Source organism: Paraburkholderia sp. MM5477-R1 (assembly GCF_050436385.1).
GTDB classification, from domain to species: Bacteria; Pseudomonadota; Gammaproteobacteria; order Burkholderiales; family Burkholderiaceae; genus Paraburkholderia; species Paraburkholderia tuberum.
This window is the reverse complement of the sequence record NZ_JBNDMC010000006.1, coordinates 434187-446037: the sequence shown is the minus strand read 5'-3', so window position 1 is coordinate 446037 and position 11851 is coordinate 434187. Positions and strand designations below refer to the sequence as shown.

The window sequence follows — 11851 nt, the reverse complement described above, 5'->3', positions numbered from 1 at the left end:
CGCGGGGTTTATTCCGGCGGAGAGCGGCTTATTTCGCGGCAGATCTCGTGCAATCCACCGGTTGAATCCGCGCCCCACGACCGCCACTCGGTGCGCCGCCGATCGCTTCGCTACCTACAAAAGCACGCGGCACGCTGTTTGCGACATTGCTGTAGCGCAGGCGACAACTGTCTGCGTCTATCTTCCAGTCCAATTAAGGAGGGGCGGATCATGAGCAAGGCAACCATCACACTAGTCGCGGCCGTCGCCGCACTCTCGCTGTCGGGCGGCGCTTTTGCGCAGGCGGCCGGAGGTCAGAGCGGCAGCGGTTCGACCGGTACAGCCGGCAGCACGGCTAGTCCGTCGAACCAGATGAACGGCGCAACGACGGGCGGCTACGGCATGCCAGGCACCACCAACTCGGACAGCGGCATGGGCGCCAAGGCACCGAACTCGGGCCTGCCGAGCAGCAATAGCAGCTCGACGTCTGACACCACCGCCGCTCCCAAGAGCAACAACACGCTGGCGACCCCAAGCGTGGTGTCGCCAGCCGCTACCGGCCATTGACAGCTGGTAAGAATGACCGTGAGCCGCGAATCAGCGCAAGCACAAAGGGCTGCGATCGCAGCGACATAGGTGCAATTGCCACCGGCGCGCAGTTTCCCGGATATCAGGCGCTAGCTAATACGACCGATCTACGCGGTTCCATGCTGTCGCTATTCGACATTTCTCCACCGGGAATTACGCGCCGGGTTTCCAGGCAACGCGTGAACTCCAGGATTTACGGCTCGCATCGGAAGCCGCGGAGCCGGGTAGGCCGCGCGTTGCCGGTCACTCGATGCCGTGCATGCGCGTATGGCCGTCACACGCGAACCCATTTTTCACAATATCGATGCCAGTTTGGGCAATCGAAGCAAAAGTCCAGCAAGCAGATAGCACAACGCGCAAGCGACGCTACCCGTGACCCCAAACTTCAGCAGAGGAGCTGCGGGCACGTTTCTCCACGCCAACGCGACGGCAACCAGAACGGGCGGATGGATAACGTAGATCGTGCAGGCACGTCGCGACAGCGGCTGCCACGCGCCAACGAGTCTGTCGAAGCGTCGCTGGAAATTGCTTGCGAGAAATAATATCGTTCCCCACGCGACAAATGGCTCCCAGAACGCGTAGACGATTGCCAGCGGACGACCGCGCAATTCAGGAAGGTATGCGCCAAGAAAGTAGACGAGCGGCAATATAGGTAACGTGATCAGGGTGACGCGCCACTCGGTCAATGGGTTGCATGTGACGCGTAGTGGCTGGAGAGCGGCGCCTGGCATGAGCATGCGGCCCACCGCCTCCCTATTGAAGCCTCATGGAGAGGCTCAAAGCCACGTGCCGCCTTGTCGCGCGCTCGGCTCTTGCGCAAGCGCATCGAAATCGTGAATCCAGTCGAGGTGATGCAGCATGCTGTCGCGCGCCCCTAGCCGCGCGTTGCGTTCCTGCGCGGCGGGGCCGTCCGGCAGATGCAACACGTCCGCGGTGCTGATCGACGCGTACTGCACCTTGCGCGTGCGGCCCCGGCGCAGACGCTCGTAGGCTTCCTGCGCTTCTCGCCACTTGCCTGGGCCCGCCTTGGCGAGTTGCGCGGCCAGCACCACGGCATCCTCGATCGACTGGTTGGCGCCCTGGCCGTGATGCGGCACGAGCGCATGCGCGGCATCGCCGATCAGCGTCACGCGGCCCTTGCTCCAGCGGCCCAGCGGCGGACGGTGAAACAGGCCCCAGCGCTGACTGATCGGCACGGCCGTGATCATCTGCACGACGGCCGGATGCCAGTCCTTGAACAGGCGCAGTTGCTCGCCTTCGGTCGACGGCATGACCCAGTCGCGCGACGGCCACGGCGACGGATGACGCTCGACCAGCAGGAAGTTCTGATCGCCCTTGTCGCCGATCGGATAATGCAGCAGATGGCCGCCGGGCCCGACCCAGAACTGGATCGTCTCCGGATCGGGCAACAGGTCCATGCGCTCGGCCGGCACGATGCCACGAAAGCCCGAGCAACCGGAATACAGCACGTCGTCGTAGCCGAGCATCCAGCGTCGCGTGATCGAGCGTGCGCCGTCGGCGCCGATCACGAGATCGGCATCGATGCGCCGACCGTTGTCGAACGCGAGACTCACGCGATCGGGATGCTGCACGAGATCGATCAAGCGATGGCTGAGCTCGATGTGCTCGAGACCAACTGCCTTCGACAGCACCGCCTGCAGATCGGCGCGATGAACGCCCCAGTACGAGCCACCGAACTGCTCGCGATAGCTGGGCATGCCGCGATGATGTCCAATGACGCTGCCGCTGCGGCCATCACGATAAATGAGCCCGGGTACTTCGGCGCACACGTTTTCGAACGCAGAGCGTAGCCCCATGCGCTCGTAAAAGCGCGTCGCGTTGGCCGACAGTGCGACGGCCGCGCCCACTTCGCGCAACTCATCGGTCTGCTCGTAGAGTTGCGCATCGATGCCATGTTCGCGTAGTGCGAGCGCCAGCGTAAGGCCGCCGATGCCGGCGCCGACGATCGCGATGCTCAGATCCATCCGGTTCATGATTGTGTCTCCGATATGCGGGTTTATCGATTCGGGCCACTCTGGAACGCGCGCCCGGCGCGTCGCATGCGGATACCGTGTTGGTATTTTCAGCACTAGACGATCATTGCTCAATAAGATGAAATGAATCTACTTCATCACTGAAATGAATGACCTTAGGTCATGCCGAGACCATGGAACTGAGCGATCTCGATCTCAACCTGCTGCTGCTGTTCCAGCGGCTGATGCAGGAGCGGCGCGTGGCGAGCGTCGCCGAGCAAATGAACATGAGCCAGCCGGGCGTCAGCAATGCGCTCGCGAAGCTGCGCCGCCTGCTCGGTGATCCGCTGTTCGTGCGGGCGCCGGGCGGCGTGGTGCCTACCCCGTTCGCGCTGCGTCTCGCGGAACCGGTCTCGCAGGCGCTCTCCACCTTGCACGCCGCGCTCAATCCGGTGACGGGCTTCGATCCGCTGCGCGAGATCCGTACGATGACGATCGGTATGACCGACATCGGCGAAGTCGTGTTTTTGCCCGCATTGCTGGAACGATTGTCGCGCGTCGCGCCAGGCATCGCGATGAATACGGTGCGCAATACGAGCGTCAATCTGAGCAACGAAATGGCCGACGGCCGGGTCGACCTGGCGATCGGTCTGTTGCCGCAGTTGAAGGGTGGTTTCTATCAGCGGCGTCTGTTCGATCAGCGCTACGTCTGTCTGTTCAGACGCGCTCACCCACTCGAGGACGCGCCGCTCACGCTTTCCGCGTGGCGCGAAGCCGAGCATCTGGTGGTGGTGTCGGCCGGCACCGGCCACGGTCAAGTGGACGAGTGGCTAAAACGGCGCGGCGTGCGGCGTCAGGTGCGACTGACGGTGCCGCACTTCATGAGCGTCGGCTACATCCTGCAACGTACCGACCTGATCGCCACGGTGCCCGAGCGCCTCGCTCTGGAGTTGGCCACGCCGTTCTCGCTCAGCCTGCGCGCGCTGCCGATGACGCTGCCCGCCGCGCCGATCCATTTGTTGTGGCACGAGCGCGTCCATCAGGATGAAGGCAATCGCTGGCTGCGCGAGGTCGTGATCGACCTGTTCGCCGATACCGTGGCGGGTGGCAGGCGAGCGCGGGACGTGAGGAAGAAATAGGCCTCCGTTTGTAAGCGTCGATCGGAAGCTTCGCGCTTACTCGAACGTTCCGGTTCGGACTTCGCCGTTGCGGGTGTAGCGCGTGATCAGCACGCCGCCGGGGGTGCTCGTCGCGTGTGCCAGCGTGAAGGCGGACGCTTGCGCGTCGTTGCCGAACAGGCGTTTGCCGTGCCCGAGCATGACGGGATAAATCAGGAGTTGGAGTTCATCCACGAGGCCCGCCGCCAGCAGTTGGCGCACCATGTCGCCGCTGCCGAACGTCAATAGATCGGCACCGTCCTGAAGTTTCAGCGCGCGTATCGCGTCGGCAAGGTCGCCCTTCAGTGCATGACTGTTGTGCCAACCGAGCGTATCGGATCGATGCGTGGCCACGTGCTTGCGGACCTGATTGAACTGGTCGGCCATGTTGCGGTTGCGTGAATCGGCCGGTACATATGGCCAATAAGACGCGAATATGTCGTACGTGCAACGCCCTAGCAGCAACTCGAACGGCTGCGCGAGCAGATGATGCACACTTGCGCCGATCGCTTCGTCGGCGTAAGGGACGATCCACCCACCCAAACGAAAATCACCACTGGCATCCTCCTCGGGCGCACCGGGTGAAGCCGCGCGAGCGAGCATCGCGCGGTCGGCGCACAATGACTGGACCCACGGGTGCCTGCGCCGCAGGTGTGAAGGTGCGCACCACTCGCCAGCGCATGGTCGGAACATCGCCCGACACAGTGATGCGGACATAGCAGCCGGCGTAACGTCCGGTCGCCCGTGGCATTTCGTTCGATGGCCGATGGGTCTCAGCGGCCGTATTTGGCGTGCCCGTGCGACGCGTGGCAAGACGCGAAGCAGCCGCTTCTGCCAGACAATACAAAAAAAGCACTGCTGTGGCCTGCCCACACAGTGCACAAAGACAACATCACCAGAAACATGTCCGTACCTTCAGCAACGACCGGATCGTGCGATTCCGCGCGGTTATTCACCCAACCGAAAGTGCTCGTCATTGTGGCGACCGTATGCTGCCTGCTGTGGGGCAGTTCGTACCCGGCAATTAAAATTGGCTATGCGTTGCTCGGAATCACGCAAAACGATATTCCTTCAAAGCTGATCTTCGCAGGCTACCGGTTCGTGCGGTCTCGCCTACACGACCGGCGTTCGCGGTTCGATCCTGAATTCGACAACGACCTTCTTCAGTGCGCTGCTTGCCCATTTCATCTACAAGAACGACAAGGTCTCGCCACGCAAGGCACTTGGATGCCTGCTGGGATTCGTCGGCGTGATGGTCGTCAATTTTGGCGGCGGTCTGTTTGAATTTGCGTTCACCTTTTGCTATCCGCGATATGTCTGAATGAGAACATCATGGAATTGAAGAATCTCGTCGCGCTGGTGCTCGTATGCGGGGGGATCTGGCTGGTCACGCGGCCGGCGCAACGGAGCGCTGGCTATTCGAGGGCTGGCGCGGCTTTGGGGCAAGGTCGAGGCTGTCGCCAAGGCCAAGGCTGAGCTTGTGGGGGTTCCGAAGCGCCGACTCCCCCTCAAACACTATCCGACGCAACCGGCAACCCCTCCGTCCTCCACCGCAGCATCCCACCGGCAAGATTCGCCACCTTGCCGAACCCCGCCTTCGTCAGCAACACGCTTGCCTGCGCCGAGCGCACGCCGGACCGGCACACCGCGACCACCGGCCGCTCGCGCTCCAGTTCATCGAGCCGCCCCGTCAATTGCGACAGCGGCACCAGCTTCGCGCCCGGCAGATGACCCAAACGATCGATGAACTCGGGCGCCTCGCGCACATCGACGATCTGAAACGCGGCGCCATGCTCGAGCAGCGCCATCGGCTCGATTTCCCACACGCCGCTAAAGCGCAGCGTCAACGGTGCCCAATCCGGCGTTTCGGTCGCAACTTCGGCGCCGCCTTCCGGCTGCCCGCAACGCATGTTTGCGGGCACCGCGACCGCCATCTGCTTCGGATGCGGCAAATTCAGGTTGTTCATGTAACCGGCGAAATCACCGACGTCGACGTCGCCGCCCAGACGCGGATTGAAGCGCCGCTCCTCGGTCACGCTCGTCACCGTGATGCCGCGATAATCGTGCGCGGGATAGAGGAGGCAGTCGTCCGGCAGTGACAGGATCTGCTCGCGCACGGACGCGAACAACTGCTGCGGACTGCCCTGCTGGAAATCGGTGCGGCCACAGCCGCGAATCAGCAGGCTGTCGCCGGTAAAGGCCATGCTCAGATCGTCGAGCACGTAGGTCAGGCAGCCGTTCGTATGGCCAGGCGTCGCGCGCACGCTCAGATGACGCGTGCCGAAGTCGATCCGATCGCCATGCGCGAGCGCTCGCGTGACGCCTTTCGCCTCGACGACCCCGGCAAGCCCGATCTCGCTGCCGCAACGCAAACGCATGCGCCATGCGCCGGTTACGTGATCAGCGTGCACGTGGGTATCGAGCGTCGTGAGCAGCCATAGGCCCAGCTCGCGCAGCAGCGCCTGATCGCGCGGCACCTGCTCGTAGACGGGGTCGATGAGCACCGCCTCGCCGCTGTCGCCGAGTAAGTACGTGTAGGTCGACGAAGCAGGATCGAACAGCTGACGAAAAATCATCTGTATCCCTTAGGAAGGTCGGCGAGGCGGCCGCAAGCGGCCGCCTCGCCACATCTGTCAGCCCGGTTGTTTGGTGGTGCGCAGATACGGTTTGATAGTCTTGAAACCAGGGAAAATCTGCTGCGCCTCGTCGTTGCTGACCGCGGACGTGATGATCACGTCTTCGCCCTGCTTCCAGTTGACCGGCGTCGCGACCTTGTGTTTGGCGGTCAGTTGGATCGAATCGAGCACGCGCAGGATTTCGTCGAAGTTGCGGCCGGTGCTCATCGGGTAGGTCAGTGTCAGCTTGATCTTCTTGTCGGGACCGATGATGAAAACCGAGCGCACGGTCGCGTTGGTCGCGGCGGTGCGGCCCTCGCTGGTATCGCCCGCGTCGGCCGGCAGCATGTTGTACAGCTTGGCGATCGCGAGGTCGGTGTCGCCGATCATCGGGTATTTGACGGCGGCGCCCTGCGTTTCCTCGATGTCCGCGGCCCATTTTTCGTGGTCTTCGACCGGATCGACCGACAACCCGATCAGCTTCGCGTTGCGCCTGGTGAACTCCGGCTCGATCTTCGCCATGTAGCCCAGTTCAGTCGTGCAAACCGGCGTGAAGTCTTTCGGATGAGAGAACAGGACCGCCCATTGGTCGCCGATCCAGTCGTGGAAATCGATGGTGCCCTGCGTGGTCCGCGCGGTGAAGTTGGGCGCGGTGTCATTGATACGAAGTGACATATTGCCGTCCTGTGAAGTCGTGGTTAAGCGGAAGACCCGAGCCAGGCCTGTCTGCAACGGTCCAACACGAGCCCGGTTAATCTCGGGGATTGAAAATCACCAACGCTCACAACGATAGATGAAGCTTTCGCGGCGCATACACGCGCGGCAAGTAGGGCGTCGCCGTGCAGAAGAAGCTCGAGATCGCCGCCTGTCGGGCGAATACGTGCATTGCCGCATCGCGCAGTGAGATTTCAAATATAGCGCGTTACGCACAAGCCATGCTGACACCCATCGAAGTCAGTCCGGCTGGCCACTTCGAAACGGCTTAGGGGAATGACGTTTACCGGTAAATCATGGACATTCGACTCACCGGCGTGTGTTCGATAGCGCACAGATTTACCGAGCCTGATTTGATCAGACCGTTCGGTCGTCCACGCCATGCGAGCAAGCGCGAGGCGCGTCGGAGCGTGCGGTACTGAAGCGCTTGCAATAAACGCAGCCTCCGTCCGCTCGAAAAACATCTGCTGAATGCTCGCCATGATGGCCCGGTTTGACGGCGCAGTGCGGATATTCGCGATTGCGGCGGGTCAGTCCACAGTGCCTGGCGAGTCAGGCGAACCCGGTTCGTCAAAGAACTGCCAGATCGCCTTTATCGATAAACGGTCGGAACATGGCTCGCGGACGCCGCGCATTTTTCGGAGACGGGATAAGCGGCTTTTAAGGTTGCAGGGCGTACCTTCATATCCACACACTGAATACCGGTCACCCCGTCGATCGCTATCTGTTCGCGGTCCACCTCAGCGTGAAGATCGACTCGCTTTCAATGCAGTTAGCGTGGTCCATTCGATCCATCGAAATTTGCCTATTCACCAAGGAGCCAACTTATGAAAGTACTTATCGCTCATGCGATCCTCGCAACCACAATCGCCATTCCAGCGCTCTCGTCGGCGCAGCCCCTCACTCGCTCCGAGGTGGAAGCGAACGTCATACAGGCCGAACAGAACGGCACGCTCCATCAGTCGAAAGTGCACTATCCGGACGAGAGCAGCCCGCGGCAGGCACACGCGAATAACGACTACGGTTCAGGGCCGGTAGTGAATTCGCAATCCGGACATCGCCTTTCCTTCGCAACGCCCTCAGATAACGCGCTTTTCTCGCATCACTGAAGTGCTGGTGAGCGTTCGACATTCCATACGAGCGCGTTTCGATACTTCTACACGCCTAACTTCCGGTTCTCATTCGGACGTCGCGCGTCCGATCCAACGTCGATATGAAAAAGCTAGTGCGCTCGATTGACTTCATTCTGTTGACCGCCGCGTCGGTGGGCCTCGTCATGTTTGTCGTCTGGCGAGTGGCGACGGTAAAGGGGTGGTTTTAGGCTCACGCGAAACGCTTGTCCGTTAAAGGATCGCCCTGTGGTTGGCGTTCCGAATCGACATTGCACCAATACCTCGCGGAATGAAACCTTTCGCATGCTTCGCGAATGTGGATGAGCCGCAATCAAATACTAAGGAGTTCTGCGTTCCCACGTCTGCGAAGCATGTGCAGCTTCCACCACCAGGTCTTCCGGGATACCTGCGAATCGCGCCACGATATCCGATACCGCGTAATCAGTCGAAACAATGCCGTCATAATTCATCCGCACAATCCGACGCCACCAACAACCACAAGAAAGTCTCGTGATGCCTCATTTTCGCGTCCCTCTCCCGCTGCGCCTCACGGTGCTCGCAAGCGTGGCGGTACTCGCCGCGTGCGGTGGTAGCAATGATTCTTCTACGCCGAGCGCCTCGAACACTTCGACGACGACGGCGACGGCCACGATCCCGGCGCCCCCTGCCGACCCCGGTTTTGTCGACAACGCCGCAATCCCCGACGTGCCCGCGTTCGTCGACACGATTGCGACTAACCAGCGCGGCGATGCGCGATATGCGACGCTCGCCACGAATGCGGGCGTGCGTGTCGTCTCGCGATTCCTCGACATCTGGCAACCGTTGACCGAGATCGTCGATGCGGGCGTCTCCGCGCCCGCCAATGGTTCCTTTCCGGCTGTCGTGCAGTCCACGTGGACAGGACTACCCAATGACGGTACGCCGGGTGGGGCTGTCGTGAACAATGCCGTCCATGCCGCAAACATTCAATTCGTGGTCACCGAGACGACCAACCGGACTCAGGCACAGGCCGACGCAGCCTACTACGACGACCGGCGCGGCAAAGGTTATAGCGTGACCGATGGCATGGGACCGCTCACCAATGCGTGGCGCGCGGCGGCGCAGCAGGTAACGACCATCACGTCGATTCCGGCGGATGCGACGACCGTTCTGTACAACGACAACGGCAACAACATCGGCGTCGGCAGCAGTGGCGGCAACACCAGTTTCGGCCAGGTTGTCGACCTGCTCAACATCATGGGCAACAACGCGTCCACCGAGCCGGCCAAGCGCTTCTACAAATACGCCCGGCCATACCGCTGGAGCACGAGTGTCGTGGTAGATCCGACTCTGGTGCCTGCCGAGAGCACCACGCCTTCGACCGATGGCGGATTTATCAGCGGTCACGAGGCGGAGGCCATGCGCGACGCGATGACGATGGCCTACGTGCTGCCGGAGCGGTTCCAGGAGATGGCGAGCCGCGGCCTCGAACTTGGCGAAAACCGCATTTTCGCCGGTATGCACTCGCCGCTCGACGTCATTGCTGGTCGAATGTTTGCACTTGCGGCGACTGCTGCGAATCTTTCCGATCCGAGCAACGCCACCTTGAAGAGCGCCGCATTTAGCCAGGCGCACGCGGCCCTGATGCAGTCGACGAATACCAATTCGACGAGCTTCGCCGTTTTCGCCCACTCCGGCACGGCAGCGACGGACCGCTTCGCCGACTACGCGACGAACAAAGCGGACTTCACTCGCCGTATGACGTTCGGCTTTGCTGCGATCGAATCGACCAATGCGCCTCCCGTTGTGCCGAAGGGTGCGGAGGTGTTACTGGAGACGCGCTTTCCGTATCTGAGCGCTGAGCAGCGCCGCGTGGTGCTCAAAACGACCGAGCTTCCTTCCGGCTATCCGGTCATGGACGATGCGGAAGGGTGGGGCCGCCTCAACATGTTTGCAGCCGGGGACGGATATGGTGCGTTCCATGGCAGCGTCATCGTTTCGATGGATGCGTCCCAGGGCGGATTCAACGCGTCGGATTTGTGGCGCAACGACATTGCCGGCGCAGGGAAGTTGACGCTGCAGGGTAGCGGAACATTGAAGCTCGGCGGCAACAACACCTGGTCGGGCGGCTCCCAGGTAAGCGGCGGCGTGCTCGAGGCCGATTCTCCGAATGCGTTCGGCACGGGCGACGTGTATGTGGGTGCGGGTGGCATCACCATCGCGGCGGCGTCGCCCGTGTCCATCGTCGGCAAGTACACGCAGCTCGCCGGCACGACACTCGAACTCGACATTGACGGTAAAGGCGCCGGCCAACTGCACGTTGGTAATCAGCTGACCATCGCCGGCGGCACGCTACACGTGAAGTTCGTGAGCGGCTATGCGCCCAAGGTCGGCGACACCATCGATCTGATCGATGGCAACGGGGCGACGAAGCAGTTCACGACGATCACGGTCGACGGCCACAAAGCGACGCCGGTCTACTCGTCGACCGGCGTGTCGGTGCACATCGATTCGTAATCCGGCCATATTGGCGTGGCTATGCGTCGCCCGGATAACCCGCTGTCTGTAATGCGGAGCGTCCGGCTATGCCCGTCTGTCGTTGATCGTCTAAAGCGGCGATTCCTTCGTCAAAAACCGCCTGATGGCAATGGAGACGATTTCTGGAAACTCTTCGTGAATCGCGAGTTTGCCCTTCATGACCCATTCGACCTGAACATTTGGCAATTGTCCTAACGCCTCCATTTCGACACGCGATTTCGGCGGCGTCTGATCGCCGTAGATCACGAGGATCGGAATGTTGGCTCGGCGCGCAAGATCAAGGAATGCCGCACGGTTGGCGACCCGGTCTAGCGCACCGGTCACAAAGCGTACCGAACTGTGCCGGGCTCCGGGTGCACGGGTGACGGCGAGTTTGGCCGCGAGACGATCGCCGCCAAGCCAGTCAGGATCGCTGTAAACGTGTTCTCTCGCCATCATGGTGATGACATGGCGGCTGACGTTGAGCCGGTAGAGAAGCGGGCCAGCGAGGGGGTGATCAATGGCAGAGCGCACACGGGAGAACCAGGCCCGCTGGCCACCCATCATCGTCGGCAACGGGCCGCGCCACGTCGGTGCGATGAGGACCAGGCGATCAACCGTATCTGAGCGCAAGACGGCCTGGTAAAGCGCATAGGTGGCTGCATGTCCGGCCGCCACAATGGCGTGCGGTGGTGCCACGATGTCGCTTAAAAACCAGTTAAGAAACTCCGAGAGAAGCTCCGGCGACCATTCTTCCTTTGGCCGCGCCTGATCGCCGAACCCCGGCCAATCAACCGTCGTCACGTGAAACTGAGGCGCGAGCAAGTCGAGCAGCGGGCGCATCTCCAGGCGCGTGGAAATCGTACTCAGGGCCGGCAGGAGGACGACCGAAGCGCCGCTACCGGCCTCATCCACGTCCAGCGCGAACTCTCCACTGTCCCACTGGCAGCGTATCGTCTTCGTCATTGCCTTTCCAATTTGACCTTCATACGAATCACGCGGTAGAGATTGATGACCAGTTTAATTAGAGGACGGTCTCCGGCCATGTATGGATGCGTTTTTCGTGCTGTGGAGTTCTACGGCTGCCTTGTGCCTCCGGCGATCGCGCCCGAACACCAGGGAAAGGAAGTCGAAGCGTCGGGCTGCCAGCCGCGAGGGCGCTGCTCTGTAGCTCCAGACGCCCGACGTTTGCATCGCGGGACTGCCTGGAAATCAAA

11 protein-coding genes are annotated in these 11851 nt (G+C 61.5%); 5 read left to right on the top strand and 6 right to left on the bottom strand.

Going from position 1 to position 11851, the window contains the following annotated elements:
* Positions 1–210: 210 nt before the first annotated feature.
* Positions 211–546: a hypothetical protein gene (locus OKW35_RS20370; RefSeq protein ID WP_429552982.1), complete on the top strand. Its 336-nt coding sequence runs from the start codon at positions 211–213 to the stop codon at positions 544–546.
* 314 nt (positions 547–860) lie between these two features.
* On the opposite strand, the gene OKW35_RS20365 is transcribed toward OKW35_RS20370, so the two are convergent.
* Together OKW35_RS20365 and OKW35_RS20360 are read right to left on the bottom strand one after the other, a co-directional pair.
* Positions 861–1313, bottom strand: coding sequence for a hypothetical protein (locus tag OKW35_RS20365; protein WP_429552981.1), 453 nt, complete (start codon positions 1311–1313; stop codon positions 861–863).
* A gap of 30 nt (positions 1314–1343) precedes the next feature.
* The gene (locus tag OKW35_RS20360; protein ID WP_090807791.1) at positions 1344–2561 is read right to left on the bottom strand and encodes an FAD-dependent monooxygenase; all 1218 of its coding nucleotides are present in this window, start codon (positions 2559–2561) and stop codon (positions 1344–1346) included.
* Positions 2562–2734: 173 nt separating this feature from the next.
* On the opposite strand from OKW35_RS20360, the gene OKW35_RS20355 reads away from it, so the two are divergent.
* Positions 2735–3679, top strand: a complete 945-nt coding sequence (locus OKW35_RS20355; RefSeq protein ID WP_429404028.1) for a LysR family transcriptional regulator — start codon at positions 2735–2737, stop codon at positions 3677–3679.
* 36 nt (positions 3680–3715) lie between these two features.
* On the opposite strand, the gene OKW35_RS20350 is transcribed toward OKW35_RS20355, so the two are convergent.
* A complete protein-coding gene (locus OKW35_RS20350) occupies positions 3716–4300 on the bottom strand; it encodes a dihydrofolate reductase family protein (RefSeq protein WP_429552980.1) in 585 nt (194 codons plus the stop codon).
* A 535-nt stretch (positions 4301–4835) separates the two neighbouring features.
* On the opposite strand from OKW35_RS20350, the gene OKW35_RS20345 reads away from it, so the two are divergent.
* Positions 4836–5018, top strand: coding sequence for a hypothetical protein (locus OKW35_RS20345; RefSeq protein WP_311735640.1), 183 nt, complete (start codon positions 4836–4838; stop codon positions 5016–5018).
* Between the two features lie 187 nt (positions 5019–5205).
* On the opposite strand, the gene OKW35_RS20340 is transcribed toward OKW35_RS20345, so the two are convergent.
* Positions 5206–6273 (bottom strand): rhodanese-like domain-containing protein, encoded by a 1068-nt coding sequence (locus OKW35_RS20340; RefSeq protein WP_184058002.1) that lies wholly within the window; start codon positions 6271–6273, stop codon positions 5206–5208.
* Between the two features lie 57 nt (positions 6274–6330).
* Positions 6331–6987: a peroxiredoxin gene (locus OKW35_RS20335; RefSeq protein WP_184058000.1), complete on the bottom strand. Its 657-nt coding sequence runs from the start codon at positions 6985–6987 to the stop codon at positions 6331–6333.
* An 866-nt stretch (positions 6988–7853) separates the two neighbouring features.
* Here OKW35_RS20335 and OKW35_RS20330 point away from each other — a divergent pair.
* Both OKW35_RS20330 and OKW35_RS20325 read left to right on the top strand, forming a co-directional pair.
* Complete coding sequence (locus tag OKW35_RS20330; RefSeq protein ID WP_187611630.1) at positions 7854–8135, top strand: DUF4148 domain-containing protein; 282 nt, start codon at positions 7854–7856, stop codon at positions 8133–8135.
* Positions 8136–8651: 516 nt separating this feature from the next.
* Entirely contained in the window at positions 8652–10634 is a 1983-nt protein-coding gene (locus OKW35_RS20325) for a phosphatase PAP2 family protein (RefSeq protein ID WP_429552979.1), read from the top strand.
* Positions 10635–10724: 90 nt separating this feature from the next.
* On the opposite strand, the gene OKW35_RS20320 is transcribed toward OKW35_RS20325, so the two are convergent.
* Positions 10725–11600 carry an alpha/beta fold hydrolase gene (locus OKW35_RS20320; protein ID WP_184057993.1) on the bottom strand — a complete coding sequence of 292 codons (876 nt, stop codon included), beginning with the start codon at positions 11598–11600 and terminating at the stop codon, positions 10725–10727.
* Positions 11601–11851: the final 251 nt, after the last annotated feature.